At 56.1% G+C, this 15,778-nt stretch carries 12 protein-coding genes; 6 read left to right on the forward strand and 6 right to left on the reverse strand.

The window, feature by feature from the left end; genetic code table 11:
• Positions 1-139 precede the first annotated feature (139 nt).
• The 5 genes from purL (at position 140) to glnB (ending at position 8,556) form a co-directional block, all read left to right on the forward strand.
• Positions 140-4,027, forward strand: coding sequence for a phosphoribosylformylglycinamidine synthase (gene purL, locus ICA20_RS06580; protein ID WP_038642684.1), 3,888 nt, complete (start codon positions 140-142; stop codon positions 4,025-4,027).
• A gap of 599 nt (positions 4,028-4,626) precedes the next feature.
• The gene (gene qseE / locus ICA20_RS06585) at positions 4,627-6,057 is read left to right on the forward strand and encodes a two component system sensor histidine kinase QseE/GlrK (RefSeq protein WP_123261017.1); all 1,431 of its coding nucleotides are present in this window, start codon (positions 4,627-4,629) and stop codon (positions 6,055-6,057) included.
• A gap of 22 nt (positions 6,058-6,079) precedes the next feature.
• A complete protein-coding gene (qseG, locus tag ICA20_RS06590; RefSeq protein WP_038642680.1) occupies positions 6,080-6,823 on the forward strand; it encodes a two-component system QseEF-associated lipoprotein QseG in 744 nt (247 codons plus the stop codon).
• Positions 6,823-8,157, forward strand: coding sequence for a two-component system response regulator GlrR (gene glrR / locus ICA20_RS06595; RefSeq protein WP_304529550.1), 1,335 nt, complete (start codon positions 6,823-6,825; stop codon positions 8,155-8,157). Before qseG ends, glrR begins: the two co-directional genes overlap by 1 nt.
• Before the next feature lie 60 nt (positions 8,158-8,217).
• A complete protein-coding gene (glnB, locus tag ICA20_RS06600; protein ID WP_000717694.1) occupies positions 8,218-8,556 on the forward strand; it encodes a nitrogen regulatory protein P-II in 339 nt (112 codons plus the stop codon).
• A 101-nt stretch (positions 8,557-8,657) separates the two neighbouring features.
• Here the strand turns inward: glnB and hmpA are convergent, their stop codons facing one another.
• On the reverse strand, positions 8,658-9,848 hold the full coding sequence (gene hmpA / locus ICA20_RS06605; RefSeq protein WP_038642674.1) for an NO-inducible flavohemoprotein: 1,191 nt from the start codon (positions 9,846-9,848) through the stop codon (positions 8,658-8,660).
• A 326-nt stretch (positions 9,849-10,174) separates the two neighbouring features.
• On the opposite strand from hmpA, the gene glyA reads away from it, so the two are divergent.
• Positions 10,175-11,428 (forward strand): serine hydroxymethyltransferase, encoded by a 1,254-nt coding sequence (gene glyA, locus ICA20_RS06610; RefSeq protein ID WP_032939458.1) that lies wholly within the window; start codon positions 10,175-10,177, stop codon positions 11,426-11,428.
• 78 nt (positions 11,429-11,506) lie between these two features.
• Here glyA and hcaD read toward each other — a convergent pair whose 3' ends face one another.
• From hcaD to hcaE, 5 genes are read right to left on the reverse strand one after another with little or no spacing between them, the layout of a single operon-like run.
• Positions 11,507-12,709, reverse strand: a complete 1,203-nt coding sequence (hcaD, locus tag ICA20_RS06615) for a phenylpropionate dioxygenase ferredoxin reductase subunit (protein WP_038642671.1) — start codon at positions 12,707-12,709, stop codon at positions 11,507-11,509.
• Positions 12,710-12,718: 9 nt separating this feature from the next.
• The gene (hcaB, locus tag ICA20_RS06620) at positions 12,719-13,531 is read right to left on the reverse strand and encodes a 3-phenylpropionate-dihydrodiol/cinnamic acid-dihydrodiol dehydrogenase (protein ID WP_038642669.1); all 813 of its coding nucleotides are present in this window, start codon (positions 13,529-13,531) and stop codon (positions 12,719-12,721) included.
• Positions 13,528-13,848: a 3-phenylpropionate/cinnamic acid dioxygenase ferredoxin subunit gene (hcaC, locus tag ICA20_RS06625; RefSeq protein WP_038642667.1), complete on the reverse strand. Its 321-nt coding sequence runs from the start codon at positions 13,846-13,848 to the stop codon at positions 13,528-13,530. Before hcaC ends, hcaB begins: the two co-directional genes overlap by 4 nt.
• The gene (gene hcaF / locus ICA20_RS06630; RefSeq protein WP_038642665.1) at positions 13,848-14,366 is read right to left on the reverse strand and encodes a 3-phenylpropionate/cinnamic acid dioxygenase subunit beta; all 519 of its coding nucleotides are present in this window, start codon (positions 14,364-14,366) and stop codon (positions 13,848-13,850) included. Before hcaF ends, hcaC begins: the two co-directional genes overlap by 1 nt.
• The gene (gene hcaE, locus ICA20_RS06635; protein ID WP_038642663.1) at positions 14,363-15,724 is read right to left on the reverse strand and encodes a 3-phenylpropionate/cinnamic acid dioxygenase subunit alpha; all 1,362 of its coding nucleotides are present in this window, start codon (positions 15,722-15,724) and stop codon (positions 14,363-14,365) included. Before hcaE ends, hcaF begins: the two co-directional genes overlap by 4 nt.
• Positions 15,725-15,778 lie beyond the last annotated feature (54 nt).

Genomic DNA, 15,778 nt, shown 5'->3' on the forward strand with positions numbered 1-15,778 from the left:
AAAACAGACCGCATTTGATGATAAGACAAGGCCGTGATTTTATTTCGACGCAAACGGTTTCGTCGACGCGGTAGATTCTTTATAATACCGCCCGTTTCCCCCACTTGGGCACACCGAAAGCTTAGAAGACGAGAGACTTATGATGGAAATTCTGCGTGGTTCACCTGCACTGTCTGCATTCCGTATTAACAAACTGCTGGCACGTTTTCAGGCTGCCAACCTCCAGGTCCACAATATTTACGCCGAGTACGTCCATTTTGCCGATCTGAACGCACCGTTGAATAAAGATGAGCACGCGCAGCTTGCACGCCTGCTGAAATATGGTCCTGCTCTTCACAGCCACGCTCCTGAGGGCAAATTGCTGCTGGTTACCCCTCGTCCGGGCACCATCTCCCCGTGGTCTTCTAAAGCGACTGATATTGCCCACAATTGCGGCCTACAACAGATTAGCCGTCTGGAACGTGGCGTTGCTTACTATGTAGAAGCGTCTACGCTGACTGCGGAGCAGTGGCAGGAGGTTGCCGACGTACTGCACGACCGCATGATGGAAACGGTTTTCTCTGCGCTAAACGATGCCGAAAAACTCTTTGCGCATCACCAGCCTGCGCCGGTCTCCAGCGTCGATCTGCTGGGTGAGGGCCGTCAGGCGCTGATTGACGCCAACGTGCGTCTCGGCCTGGCATTGGCGGAGGATGAAATCGACTATCTGCAGGACGCGTTCAGCAAACTGGGGCGCAACCCGAACGACATCGAACTGTACATGTTCGCGCAGGCTAACTCTGAGCACTGTCGCCACAAGATTTTTAACGCCGACTGGGTTATCGACGGTAAACAGCAGCCGAAGTCGCTGTTTAAGATGATCAAAAATACCTTTGAAACCACCCCGGACCACGTGCTGTCCGCCTATAAAGACAACGCCGCGGTGATGGAAGGTTCTGAAGTGGGGCGCTACTTTGCCGACCACAAAACCGGTCGCTACGATTTCCATCAGGAGCCAGCCCATATCCTGATGAAGGTAGAAACTCACAACCACCCGACCGCCATCTCTCCGTGGCCGGGCGCGGCAACCGGGTCCGGCGGTGAAATTCGTGATGAAGGCGCAACCGGGCGCGGCGCGAAGCCGAAAGCCGGGCTGGTGGGCTTCTCCGTTTCCAACCTGCGTATTCCGGGCTTTGAACAGCCATGGGAAGAAGACTTTGGTAAGCCGGACCGTATCGTTACCGCGCTGGATATCATGACCGAAGGGCCATTAGGCGGCGCGGCGTTTAATAATGAATTTGGTCGCCCGGCGCTGACCGGCTACTTCCGTACCTACGAAGAGAAGGTCAACAGCCACAATGGTGAAGAGCTGCGCGGCTACCACAAGCCGATCATGCTGGCGGGCGGGATCGGCAACATCCGCGCCGATCACGTGCAGAAAGGCGAGATCGTCGTCGGCGCAAAGCTGATCGTTCTCGGCGGTCCGGCGATGAACATCGGCCTCGGCGGTGGCGCTGCATCCTCTATGGCTTCCGGTCAGTCTGATGCCGATCTCGACTTCGCCTCCGTACAACGCGATAACCCGGAAATGGAACGCCGCTGTCAGGAAGTTATCGACCGCTGCTGGCAGATGGGCGATGCCAACCCGATTCTGTTTATTCACGACGTCGGCGCGGGCGGTCTGTCCAATGCCATGCCGGAGCTGGTAAGCGATGGCGGTCGTGGCGGTAAATTCCAGCTGCGCGATATCCTCAGCGACGAGCCGGGTATGAGCCCGCTGGAAATCTGGTGTAACGAATCTCAGGAACGCTACGTGCTGGCGGTTGCCGCTGACCAGTTGCCGTTGTTTGACGAGCTGTGTAAGCGTGAGCGCGCGCCGTACGCGGTGATTGGCGAAGCCACCGAAGAGCAGCATCTGACCCTGAGCGACAGCCACTTCGACAACCAGCCGATCGATATGCCGCTGGACGTGTTGCTGGGCAAAACGCCGAAGATGACCCGCGACGTGCAGACGCTGAAAGCTAAGGGTGATGCCCTGAATCGTGGCGAAATCTCGATTGCCGATGCGGTGAACCGCGTACTGCATCTGCCGACCGTCGCGGAAAAAACCTTCCTCGTAACCATCGGCGACCGTACCGTTACCGGTATGGTGGCGCGTGACCAGATGGTCGGGCCGTGGCAGATCCCGGTGGCTAACTGTGCGGTGACCACCGCCAGTCTTGATAGCTACTATGGCGAAGCGATGTCTATCGGCGAACGTGCGCCAGTCGCTCTGCTGGACTTCGCAGCTTCTGCCCGTCTGGCTGTAGGTGAAGCGCTTACTAACATTGCGGCAACACAGATTGGCGACATCAAACGCATTAAACTCTCCGCAAACTGGATGGCGGCTGCGGGTCACCCGGGTGAAGATGCCGGGTTATTCGAAGCGGTAAAAGCCGTCGGGGAAGAATTATGTCCGGCGCTTGGCCTGACCATTCCGGTGGGTAAAGACTCCATGTCGATGAAGACCCGCTGGCAGGAAGGCAACGAACAGCGCGAAATGACCTCGCCGTTGTCACTGGTGATCACCGCTTTTGCCCGCGTGGAAGACGTGCGCCACACCATTACTCCGCAGCTCTCTACTGAAGATAATGCCCTGCTGTTAATTGACCTTGGTCTGGGCCACAACGCACTCGGCGCGACCGCGCTGGCGCAGGTTTACCGCCAACTGGGCGACAAACCGGCCGACGTACGTGACGTGGCGCAGTTGAAAGGCTTCTACGACGCCATGCAGGCGCTGGTCGCACAGCGCAAGCTGCTGGCTTACCACGATCGCTCCGACGGCGGCTTGCTGGTGACGCTGGCGGAAATGGCTTTCACCGGGCACTGTGGTATTGAGGCTGATATCAGCACGCTGGGCGACGATCGTCTGGCAGCGCTGTTTAACGAAGAACTGGGCGCGGTGATCCAGGTTCGCGCCGCTGACCGTGACGCGGTGGAAGCCATTCTGGCGGCCAACGGCCTGGCAGACTGCGTACACTACCTCGGCAAAGCCGTGGAAGGCGACCGCTTCACTCTCTCCGCTAACGGACAGTCGGTGTTCAGCGAAAGCCGTACTACCCTGCGTATATGGTGGGCAGAAACCACCTGGCAGATGCAGCGTCTGCGCGACAACCCGGAGTGCGCCGATCAGGAACACGACGCTAAAACCAACGACGCCGATCCTGGCCTCAACGTTAAACTGACGTTCGATATCAACGAAGATGTTGCTGCCCCGTACATCGCCACCGGCGCACGTCCTAAAGTCGCTGTACTGCGTGAGCAGGGCGTTAACTCCCACGTCGAGATGGCGGCCGCTTTCCATCGTGCGGGCTTCGATGCTATCGACGTGCACATGAGCGATCTGCTGGGCGGACGTATCGGTCTGGGGAATTTCCAGGCGCTGGTAGCTTGTGGCGGCTTCTCTTACGGTGATGTGCTCGGCGCCGGGGAGGGCTGGGCGAAGTCGATTCTGTTCAACAACCGCGTCCGTGATGAGTTTGAAACCTTCTTCCATCGCCCGCAAACGCTGGCGCTGGGCGTGTGTAACGGTTGTCAGATGATGTCTAACCTGCGCGAACTGATCCCGGGAAGCGACCTGTGGCCGCGCTTTGTGCGTAACCACTCCGATCGTTTTGAAGCCCGCTTCAGCCTGGTCGAAGTGACGCAAAGCCCGTCTTTACTGCTCTCCGACATGGTTGGTTCGATGATGCCGATTGCCGTTTCTCACGGTGAAGGCCGTGTGGAAGTGCGTGACGACGCGCATCTGGCTCAGCTTGAGAGCAAAGGCCTGGTGGCGCTGCGCTACGTTGATAACTTCGGTAAGGTGACCGAAACCTACCCGGCGAACCCGAACGGTTCGCCGAACGGTATTACTGCCGTTACCACTGAAAATGGTCGCGTCACCATTATGATGCCGCACCCGGAACGTGTGTTCCGCACCGTGGCTAACTCCTGGCACCCGGAAAACTGGGGCGAAGACAGCCCGTGGATGCGTATTTTCCGCAACGCGCGCAAACAGCTCGGTTAATTAGCCCGATAGCCATTAAGCCCCTCCTGCGAGGGGCTTTTTTTTTGCCTGTCTCTTTGTAGGCCGGATAAGGCGTTTACGCCGCCATCCGGCAATAAAATCAGTGCTTATGCCGCAAAATTAAAGTGTCGGGAAATCCCGACATGGGTGGGGTGATGATGTCGTCAAAAAGAGACATTTAATTATATGATTTATAATGGTTTTGTTTTTAAGTGCTACAGCTGTTGCTGATTGGCGACAGAAAGTGCAAAAAACCGGCAGAACCATTTTTTGCATGAACAACGATATTCTTCATATCTATCATTGTGTTAACAAAGTGTTTTGAATATTGGCACAGATGCTGCATAATATTAACCAGTGGCTCATTCACCTTCTTATGTCAGCCCCTTCGGGAAGCGCTACATAAACTTCGAATGACGCACAACAAGGTGCCTGCCGTCCAACATCTGATATTAGCATGGCTCATATCAACCTCCGGGCGAAACGTCGAGTTAGGCACCGCCTTATTCCACAACAAAGCCGGGTTAATCCCGGCTTTGTTGTATCTGGCGTTCCCCTCAGTTAGCATCAAGCTATTCCTGTCCATTGAGAGTAACGCCTTGAAGCGCTGGTCAGTTTTCCCCCGATCTTTACGTCAATTGGTTATGTTGGCATTCTTGCTGATTCTGCTGCCGTTGTTAGTTCTGGCCTGGCAGGCGTGGCAAAGCCTGAATGCCTTGAGCGCGCAGGCGGCGCTGACCAACCGCACCACGCTGATTGACGCCAGACGCAGTGAGGCGATGACCAACGCCGCGCTGGAGATGGAGCGTAGCTACCGGCAGTATTGTGTGCTTGATGACTCAACGTTGGCAAAGGTCTACCAGAGTCAGCGTAAGCGCTATAGCGACATGCTGGATGCGCATGCGGGCGTGTTGCCGGATACCAAGCTTTATCAGGCGTTACGTCAGGATCTCAACGACCTCGCGCAATTACAGTGCAATAACAGCGGTCCAGATAGCGTAGCGGCAGCCCGGCTGGAAGCGTTCGCGAATGCCAATACCGAGATGGTACAGGCGACGCGCACCGTGGTCTTTTCTCGTGGCCAGCAGCTACAGCAGGAAATTGCCGAACGTGGGCAGTTCTTCGGCTGGCAGGCGCTGGTGCTGTTTCTCGTCAGCCTGGCGATGGTACTGCTGTTCACTCGTATGATTATCGGCCCGGTGAAGGGCATAGAAAGGATGATCAATCGGCTGGGGGAAGGGCGCTCGCTGGGCGACAGCGTATTATTTACCGGGCCGCGTGAGCTGAGGTCTGTCGGTCAGCGCATTATCTGGTTGAGCGAACGTCTTTCCTGGCTTGAGTCGCAACGGCATCAGTTTTTACGTCATCTTTCCCATGAGCTGAAAACGCCGCTGGCGAGCATGCGCGAAGGGACGGAGTTGCTGGCCGATCAGGTCGTTGGACCGCTTACGCCGGAGCAAAAAGAGGTGGTCGGTATTCTGGATGACAGCAGCCGTAACCTGCAAAAGCTGATTGAGCAGCTTCTTGATTACAACCGCAAACTGGCGGATGACGAGGTTGAGCTTGAGAGTGTGGACATCGCGCCGCTGGTTGAAAGCGTTGTTTCTGCACATAGCCTGCCTGCTCGCGGCAAAATGATACATACTGAGGTAGCGCTTGAGGCGAACACCTGCCTGGCGGAACCGATGCTGTTGATGAGCGTGCTGGACAATCTTTATTCCAATGCGGTGCACTATGGCGCTGAATCCGGTAACATTTGGATTCGCAGCAGTTTGCATGGCTCAACGGTATACATCGATATAACGAATACAGGCACACCGATTCCAGAAGCAGAACAGACCATGATCTTCGAGCCTTTTTTCCAGGGTAGCCATCAGCGAAAAGGGGCGGTAAAAGGAAGCGGGTTGGGGCTGAGCATTGCCAGAGATTGCATCCGCCGTATGCGAGGCAAACTGTATCTGGTTGATGACCATGCGCAAAGCGTTTGTTTTCGCATAGAATTGCCCCTATCTGCTGCAAAAAATCACTAAAATAAACCTAAGTCTGGTGAGTATGCCACACGTTGTTTTCCGAATGCTTAAACGACATTTTTTCCGTCGAGTCTTGCTTATGAGCCTGCCGTGTCTGGCGCTGGCCGGGTGCGTGCCGAACGCGGTGAATCATGTTACTGGCGACCCCTCTCAGGAGAAAATTCCGCCTTACCAACTGGCGGACTATCTTGCAACCGAGTGTACGGATATCTGGTCCCTGACGAGCCAGCCTACAGAGACAAACCCACTGTACTGGCTGCGGGCAATGGATTGCGCCAATCGCCTGATGCCGGTACAGGCGCGCAGTGAAGCCAGTATGATGATGCCAGATACCTGGCAGGGGGCTTTCAGACGCGGGATTCTGCTTGATAACGCTAACATTACGCCACCTGAAAGGCGGGAGGCTGTTACGCGCCTCGAGGCATTAAGTCCGCAAATTCCGCCGCAAGTCAGACCGCTGTATCAGGTCTGGCTCAGCAGCCAAACGCTACAACTGCAGCTTGCCGAAGAGCGTATGCGCTACAGTAAACTTCAGCAAACATCGGACAGCGATCTGGACACGCTGCGTCAACAGCAGCAGCATTTGCAGTCCCAGCTCGATCTCACAACCCGTAAGCTGGAGAATCTGACCGATATAGAACGTCAGCTTTCCACGCGCAAACCTGCCGGCAGCTACAATCCTGATGCGCCGCACGGGAATGATAAACTCACCACGCCTGATAACGAGGATGGCACTGCGCCATCTGCCGATGAGGTCACACCATGATAAGCCGTAAGCCCGCACATCTGCTGCTGGTGGATGACGATCCGGGCCTGTTGAAATTGCTCGGTATGCGACTGACCAGCGAAGGTTACAGCGTCGTAACCGCCGAAAGTGGGCAGGAAGGGTTACGGGTGCTGAACCGCGAAAAAGTGGATCTGGTTATCAGCGATCTGCGTATGGATGAAATGGACGGCATGCAGCTGTTTACTGAAATCCAGAAAGTACAACCTGGAATGCCGGTTATCATCCTCACTGCTCACGGTTCCATCCCTGACGCCGTTGCCGCGACGCAGCAAGGGGTATTCAGTTTTCTCACCAAGCCGGTTGATAAAGACGCGTTATATCACGCGATTGATGGCGCATTGGAACAGTCTGCGCCAGCCACTGATGACAGCTGGCGTGAGTCTATCGTCACCCGCAGCCCGCTGATGCTGCGTCTGTTAGAACAGGCGCGGATGGTAGCGCAATCGGATGTGAGCGTATTGATTAACGGTCAAAGCGGAACCGGGAAAGAGGTGTTTGCCCAGGCGATTCATAACGCCAGCCCGCGCAGCCACAAGCCATTCATTGCTATTAACTGCGGCGCGTTACCGGAACAGCTGCTGGAATCCGAACTGTTTGGTCATGCGCGCGGCGCCTTTACCGGTGCGGTAAGCAATCGCGAGGGCCTGTTTCAGGCGGCGGAAGGCGGGACGCTGTTCCTTGATGAGATTGGCGATATGCCCGCGCCGTTACAGGTCAAATTGCTGCGCGTTTTACAGGAACGCAAGGTCAGGCCGCTGGGCAGTAACCGCGATATAGACATTGATGTGCGCATTATATCGGCTACCCACCGCGACCTGCCTAAAGCGATGGCGCGGGGCGAGTTCCGTGAAGATTTGTACTATCGCCTCAACGTGGTTAGTCTGAAGATCCCAGCGCTTGCCGAGCGTACGGAAGATATTCCGCTGCTGGCAAACCACCTGCTGCGACAGTCTGCTGAACGGCACAAACCCTTCGTGCGTGCCTTCTCGACCGATGCCATGAAGCGTTTGATGACCGCCAGTTGGCCGGGCAACGTACGTCAGTTGGTCAACGTGATTGAGCAGTGCGTGGCCTTGACCTCTTCGCCGGTTATCAGCGATGCGCTGGTGGAGCAGGCCCTGGAAGGGGAGAACACCGCGCTGCCGACTTTTGTTGAAGCGCGCAATCAGTTTGAACTTAACTACCTGCGCAAACTATTGCAAATCACAAAAGGCAATGTGACCCATGCGGCGCGAATGGCGGGGCGCAATCGCACCGAGTTCTACAAGTTGCTTTCTCGCCATGAGCTGGAGGCAAACGATTTCAAAGAATAAATCTGCGGATTATGTTAGTTTTATTCGATCAAAAGACAGGCGACCTTTTCAAGGAATAGCATGAAAAAGATTGATGCGATTATTAAACCTTTCAAGCTGGACGACGTCCGTGAAGCGCTGGCTGAAGTCGGCATTACCGGTATGACTGTGACAGAAGTGAAAGGATTTGGCCGTCAGAAAGGCCATACCGAGTTATACCGTGGTGCGGAATACATGGTGGATTTTCTGCCGAAGGTAAAAATTGAAATTGTGGTTCCCGACGACATCGTCGATACCTGCGTTGACACCATTATTCGTACCGCGCAGACCGGTAAAATCGGTGACGGTAAGATTTTTGTTTTCGACGTGGCACGCGTTATTCGTATTCGTACCGGTGAAGAAGACGACGCGGCAATCTAAGCCGCGCCGTTAATTTGTAGGCCTGATAAGCGTAGTGCATCAGGCAGAGTGATTGCCGGATGTCGGCGTAAACGCCTTATCCGGCCTACTCGCGTAATACATTACAATACTTTATGCGGGCCGAAGCATTCGTAATGAATGTTCTCGTTTTTCACGCCCAGACCGACCAGTTGCTTCGCGGCGAACTGCATAAAGCCGACCGGGCCGCACAGATAAAACTGCATCGCCGGATCGCTGATTGCCCCTTCCAGTTTGTTCAGATCCATCAGACCAATGCTATCAAACGCACCTTTCGCGCGATCGGCTTCGTTTGGCTCACGATACCAGGTATGCTCGCTAAAGCGTGGCAGCGTTTTGCCGAGTTCTTTTACTTCATCGGCGAAAGCATGTACATCGCCATTTTCCGCCGCGTGGAACCAGTTAACCTGCGCCGTATGATGAGCTTTCGCCAGCGTATCCAGCATCGCCAGCATCGGCGTTTGGCCCACGCCTGCGGAAATCAGCGACACCGGCGTATCGGTCGCGACGTCCATAAAGAAATCCCCTGCTGGCGCGGCCAGGTGAACCACATCGCCGACATTGGCGTGGTTATGTAGCCAGGTTGAAACCTGACCACCGTCCTCGCGCTTCACGGCAATACGGTAGCCTTTGCCATCTGGCTTACGGGTCAGCGAATACTGACGGATTTCCTGATGCGGGAAACCTTCCGGCTTCAGCCAGACGCCCAGGTATTGACCCGGATGGTATTCCGCCACTGCACCGCCATCGACGGGTTCAAACTCAAAGCTGGTAATCGCGCGGCTTTGCGGCGTTTTCGCCACGATACGGAAAGGACGCGTACCTTCCCAACCGCCGGTTTTGCTGGCGTTTTCGCTGTAGATTTGCGCTTCACGGTTAATAAACACGCCCGCCAGCACGCCGTATGCTTTGCCCCACGCATCCAGCACTTCCTGGCCCGGGCTGAACATTTCGTCCAGCGTGGCCAGCAGGTGACTTCCTACGATGTTGTACTGCTCTGGTTTAATCTGGAAGCTGGTATGTTTCTGGGCGATTTTCTCAACGGCTGGCAACAGCGCTGGCAGGTTGTCGATGTTGCTGGCATACGCGGCAATGGCGTTAAACAGCGCTTCACGTTGGTCGCCATTGCGCTGGTTACTCATGTTGAAAATTTCTTTCAGCTCTGGGTTATGCGTAAACATGCGATCGTAGAAATGGGCGGTCAGCTTCGGACCTGTTTCAACCAGCAGGGGAATGGTGGCTTTCACTGTAGCGATGGTTTGTGCGTCAAGCATACGGTCTTCCTTTATCTGAAACTTTAATGATGTATGTCAAATGCATCTTATAAAAAATACCCCTGCATTGTAAATGGTTCTTTGTAACTTTGCGTTGTAAAGGTTACATCGTGAAAAATCTGCATCACAAACCTGAAAAGAAATCCGTTGAAATTCAGCAGACCTTTGTTCTCCAAAGCCTTGTGTGCCGTGAAGGTAATCGTTTGCGTAAAATCCTTTGTCAAGACCTGTTATCGAAGAATGATTCGGTTATACTGTTGGCCGAAGTCCTGGAAGACTGCCTTTTCAGGCCAAAATTTACTTGTTAGCTGAGTCAGGAGATGCGGATGTTAAAGCGTGAAATGAACATTGCCGATTATGATGCCGAACTGTGGCAGGCTATGGAGCAGGAAAAAGTACGTCAGGAAGAGCACATCGAACTGATCGCCTCCGAAAACTATACCAGCCCGCGTGTAATGCAGGCGCAGGGTTCTCAGCTGACCAACAAATACGCTGAAGGTTATCCGGGCAAGCGCTACTACGGCGGTTGCGAGTACGTTGATATCGTTGAGCAACTGGCTATCGATCGCGCTAAAGAGCTGTTTGGCGCTGACTACGCTAACGTACAGCCGCACTCTGGCTCTCAGGCTAACTTCGCTGTCTACACCGCGCTGCTGCAGCCGGGCGATACCGTGCTGGGTATGAACCTGGCGCAGGGCGGCCACCTGACTCACGGCTCCCCGGTTAACTTTTCCGGCAAACTGTACAACATCATTCCTTACGGCATTGATGAGTCCGGTAAAATTGACTACGAAGACATGGCTAAGCAGGCCAAAGAGCACAAACCGAAAATGATTATCGGTGGCTTCTCTGCCTACTCCGGCGTGGTTGACTGGGCAAAAATGCGTGAAATCGCTGACAGCATCGGCGCATACCTGTTCGTCGACATGGCGCACGTTGCCGGTCTGATTGCCGCCGGCGTTTACCCGAACCCGGTTCCGCACGCTCACGTTGTGACCACCACCACCCACAAAACCCTGGCGGGTCCGCGCGGCGGCCTGATCCTGGCGAAAGGCGGTGATGAAGAGCTGTACAAAAAACTGAACTCCGCCGTGTTCCCAAGCGCGCAGGGCGGCCCGCTGATGCACGTGATTGCGGCGAAAGCCGTGGCGCTGAAAGAAGCGATGGAGCCAGAGTTCAAAGTTTACCAGCAGCAGGTTGCGAAAAACGCCAAAGCGATGGTGGAAGTGTTCCTGAACCGCGGCTACAAAGTGGTTTCCGGTGGGACTGAAAACCACCTGTTCCTGCTGGATCTGGTTGATAAAAATCTGACCGGTAAAGAAGCCGACGCTGCACTGGGTCGTGCTAACATCACCGTCAACAAAAACAGCGTACCGAACGATCCGAAGAGCCCGTTTGTGACTTCCGGTATCCGTATCGGTTCTCCGGCTGTCACTCGCCGTGGCTTTAAAGAAGCGGAAGTGAAAGAACTGGCTGGCTGGATGTGTGATGTTCTGGACAATATCAATGATGAAGCGGTAATTGAGCGCATCAAAGGTAAAGTGCTGGATATCTGCGCGCGCTTCCCGGTTTACGCGTAAGTCATATTGATTGCTGGACCTTATCCGGCCTACAGGTAACTCACCTGTAGGCCGGATAAACGAAGAGACATCCGCCAGTTATAGTGACTTAAGCAAGATTGTTTCATCGACTAAAGCCGCCACTGGCGGCTTTTTCTTAGCCTGAATCCATTTCCGCAATAAGCGCATTTCCCGGCCCTGGTTCAACGTCACTGCGCCAACAATGACGTCATTCTGCAAACTAAACCATATTGCTTTCTGCGCATCAGGATCGCCACGTACGAGCCAACTTTCTCCCTGCATTTCACCAACAAATTGCAGGTTATCACTGTATTGATCGGTCCAGAACCAGCCCGGCGTGGCTTCCGGCAGGGGTAAACCGAGCATCGCGGCGGCGGCGACCTGCGCCTGGCAGTTGGCATTTTCCCAGCTTTCGATGCGCCTTAACGAACCGTCCGGCTGGCGAGTGAGCGTCACATCACCGGCGGCGAAAATGACCGGGTCGGAGGTGGCGCAGGCGCTATCGACAATAATACCATTGGCCGTTTCCAGCCCCGCGTCGCGGGCCAGCGTATCGTTGGCCACGATGCCGATGCCGTAAACGACCGCATCGGCCTTCAGTATTTCGCCGTTTTGCAGGGTGAGCGTGAGAAATTCTCCCGCTTCAGCGTGCTCAATGGCGCTATTGAGCAGCATTCTCACCCCGGCCTGCTGATGGCGGGCTAACAGATAGTCGCGCACCGGCGCAGGCGCATTGCGGCCCATCACCGTTGATGCCAGTTCGACCACCGTCACCCGGCAGCCGCGCTGGGTGGCGCTGGCCGCCAGCTCCAGGCCAATGGTACCCGCGCCGACAATCACGATCGATTTTCCTGGCTGTAGCGCAGCCCGGAGACGCTCGGCATCTCCCGCATGGCGCAGGGTAAAACAGCGCTCGCCCAGCGCATCCAGCAGCGGTAGCGGTCTGGCGGCGGCCCCGGTAGCCAGCAGCAGCTGAGTCCAGCGGTAGGTTTGCCCATCGGCGAGCGTTAACGTACGCGAGGCGCGATCAATCTCGCGTAGCGTAACGCCCAGATGCAACTGCACGTTGTGTTCCTGCCACCAGTTGGCGGGCAGAACCGGCTGAAGCTGCGGGTTATCGTCCAGCAGCATCGCTTTTGACAGCGGCGGGCGCTCGTAGGGTAGGTGAGCCTCGTCAGAAAAGAGGTGTAACGGTCCGCTAAACCCCTGCTGACGTAGCGCAGCGGCGGCCATCGCTCCCGCCTGGCCGCCGCCGATGATGGCAATAATCTGTTCGCTCATGATGACTCCTTACAGATCCAGACCAGCCGCGACGTGCCGGATCCCACGGATCCCCAGACCGGCGTCGGCATTGATCATCACGCCGCTCAGCGTGCGGTTGTTGCGCCGTGACGCCAGCATCACGTACGGGCCGGTAAAATCTGCCGGATCGGGGAAAAACTGCAACGGCAGAATGGCGGCGATTTTCTCCGGTGTTAGCGACTGCATAATCGAGGTGTCGTTTTGCCCCAGCGCCTGCGGGCCGCGCAGATCGGTCGCCATGCCGCACGGGCCGACACCGTTCACCCGCACTTTGGGGGCGAGTTCGTAGGCCAGTTGGCGAATCAACCCGGTGGCCGCGTGCTTGCTGGCGGTATACAGGGGCCCGCCGCCGCCGGGATACCACGCGGCGTTAGACAGGGTAAAGATGATGCTGCCTTCGCTGGCGATTAATGCCTGGGCGCAGGCTTTGACACCCAGCAGATAGCCCAGCACGTTAACGTTAAACAGCTCGTGGAAGCCGCTTTCCAGCGCCTCGGCGGGCGTATTGACCAGCGAAGCGTTGTGATCCCAGATACCCGCGTTGCCGATAAAACAGTCCAGCTTGCCGAAGGTGGTGAGGATCCGATCCACCATGCGCTGGTAGTCGGCATAGCAGGTCACGTTGCCTTCCACCGCCAGTACGTGTTCACCAAAGCACTGGCGCAGGCTGGCGACTTTGGCTGGCGAAAGTTCCAGCGTAGCGACCTTCGCCCCCTCTTCAATAAAGCGTTCTACCAGCGCCAGCCCCAGCCCGGAGCCGCCGCCAGTAATAAACACAACGTTATCGCGTAAATCGCTCATCTGGCCTCCTCGGGTAAATCAATAAACACCTCGCCGCCTTCCACATGCACCGCATAGGTGGTGAGCGGATCGGTGGCGGGCAGGCACAGCGCTTTGCCGGTTTTCAGGCAGAAGCTGGCGGCGTGCAGCGGGCACTCCACCGTGGCGTCGTCTTCCAGATAGCCCTCCGACATCGAGGCGTTACCGTGGCTACAGCGATCGTTAATGGCATAAAACTCACCGCCAACGTGAAACAGCGCGATGACGGGAGAGGTTTCCAGCCGGAGGGCTTCCCCCTCCGGTAGCTCCGTGGCGGAGCAGGCAAATATGCGGCTCATCAGAACAGTACACTCAGGTTGTGGGAGGTGATCACCGCCTGATCGAGCACGATCTCACGCTCCAGTAAGCGCCATTCGTCGCTCGGCAGACGATGAACTTTATCCATGCGCGTGCCGACGTAGAACGTCTCGTCACGCTCTTTTTGTGCGCGGTACAGCAGATAGTTCAGGCGCACGGCGAACACGTCCGGCTGGTCGGTTTCGCTAACCTGCAGGTTGCTGATCATGTGGCGAGTGCGGGAAGGCGGCTCTTCGGCCCACGCCATGCCGGTTTCCAGCCGCGCGATACGGCGCTCAAGCTGGTCTTTGTTGTCGTTGAAAATCCAGGTGGTCGGCGGCTGTACGCCTTTGCGGCGGTCACGGGTTTGAGCATTGACCGTGGTGCGCATGGTGTAACGAATGTCGTCATCCAGCTGCGCCAGCCAGTCGCGAAACAGCCAGTCGTCCAGCAGACGCGCTTCTTCATACAGAAACTGGCTGATGCGGTGATGCAGCTCAGGGGAGACTAACGCGCTCATTTCATCACCTCCTGCTGGTATGCGGCGGTTTTTTCCTGCACTTCCTGCCAGCTTTCGCTGCTTAATAAATCGGCCCAACGCTGATACATGCCGCGGGCAGCGGTTTCCGAGAAAATGTAGTTAGTGATCCCCGGAATGCCGTCTTCACGACGTTTTTCCTGGCCGAGACCCATCTCCAGGCACAGGTTAGTGTTGCGTGCCCGGTGGCCTTTCAGCAGTTTTTGAATTTCACACCAGTTTTCCGAGTCGTCCTGCTCAAGGAACCCCGCCGGGCCGAAGGCGCGGGTGGCGCTGTTTTCAAAAGCGGCTTTGACGTCATCAGAGGCGGCTTTATCGGCGATGCAGAACGCCCATACTTCGACTTTGTCCGGCCCGCGCGGATGCCAGACGCGCAGCGTGGCGGTACCGTTCAGCCAGGAGAGCGTGGGGAAAATATTGTTGTGACCGGCGAGGCGCAGCGCACGAACCTTACCCAGACGCCGCTCGGCCTCTTCATAGGTCTCGCGATAGTAGCTGGAGACTTCGCCGTCGACCCAGACGTTGGCGTCCGGTTTCTCGGTAAAGAAGAAGCCGCTGCCGTGCCCGTCCTGGCCGAACTGTAGCGCGTCTTTGGCGGTTTCCCACACCGGGCGGGCGGTTTGACCATCGCCGAGGCGTTTGTCGCTGCCGTCGTCTTTCGCGCCCAGTACTTGGACGGCGGAGGCGTGGCTGAACAACGCGTGATATTGGTCGCTGGCGAACTGTTCGGCGGGGAATTTCCAGTTGCAGTCGATGGTCCACTTCTGTACGCCACCGACGATTTCAGTGCCGCCTTCACGGCGATCCAGCACGCCGTCGAGATACCAGGCGATGTCGCCAAGATAATCGCGCAGGTTCGGCGCGGTGGTATCCCAGTTACCGAAAATCAGCCCTTTGTAGCTCTCGACGCATGGCACTTCGTTCAGCCCCCAGTGGGATTTGCACAACCCTTGTGGGTAGGCGCGCGGCTCCAGCGGCACGTCGATCAGCTCGCCGTTAATGCCATACGACCAGCCGTGATACGGACAGGTGAAGGCGCGGGTGTTACCGCAGTCGGCATAACTCACGCGCATCGCGCGGTGGCGGCACTGGTTGAGAAACGCTTTGATGCTGCCGTCCTTCTGGCGCACCACCACCACGGCGTCTTCGCCCATATAAGTGTTAAAGAAATCGCCCGGTTTGGGGATTTGGCTTTCGTGGGCGAGAAACAGCCAGCAGCGTCCGAAGATGCGTTCCAGCTCCAGTTGGTAAATTTCAGGGTCGGTATAAATACGTGGGGTTACGCGACCGTTTTGCGTGTCGATCAGTCGGTAGATGTCTAAATTTGAGGGTATGGTCATATTTTTTAATCCTGAAAGCTAAGATGTATTGACCTTCTTTTTTTGTACCCTAAG

Source organism: Citrobacter sp. C5_2 (assembly GCF_014596845.2).
In the GTDB taxonomy this organism is placed as follows: domain Bacteria; phylum Pseudomonadota; class Gammaproteobacteria; order Enterobacterales; family Enterobacteriaceae; genus Citrobacter; species Citrobacter werkmanii.

Coding starts and splice junctions, on each gene's coding strand:
- glnB (WP_000717694.1), top strand. CDS start 8,218: ATGAAAAAGATTGATGCGATTATTAAACCTTTCAAGCTGGACGACGTC.
- purL (WP_038642684.1), top strand. CDS start 140: ATGATGGAAATTCTGCGTGGTTCACCTGCACTGTCTGCATTCCGTATT.
- glyA (WP_032939458.1), top strand. CDS start 10,175: ATGTTAAAGCGTGAAATGAACATTGCCGATTATGATGCCGAACTGTGG.
- hcaF (WP_038642665.1), bottom strand. CDS start 14,366: ATGAGCGCGTTAGTCTCCCCTGAGCTGCATCACCGCATCAGCCAGTTT.
- hcaC (WP_038642667.1), bottom strand. CDS start 13,848: ATGAGCCGCATATTTGCCTGCTCCGCCACGGAGCTACCGGAGGGGGAA.
- hcaB (WP_038642669.1), bottom strand. CDS start 13,531: ATGAGCGATTTACGCGATAACGTTGTGTTTATTACTGGCGGCGGCTCC.
- qseG (WP_038642680.1), top strand. CDS start 6,080: ATGCCACACGTTGTTTTCCGAATGCTTAAACGACATTTTTTCCGTCGA.
- hcaE (WP_038642663.1), bottom strand. CDS start 15,724: ATGACCATACCCTCAAATTTAGACATCTACCGACTGATCGACACGCAA.
- hcaD (WP_038642671.1), bottom strand. CDS start 12,709: ATGAGCGAACAGATTATTGCCATCATCGGCGGCGGCCAGGCGGGAGCG.
- hmpA (WP_038642674.1), bottom strand. CDS start 9,848: ATGCTTGACGCACAAACCATCGCTACAGTGAAAGCCACCATTCCCCTG.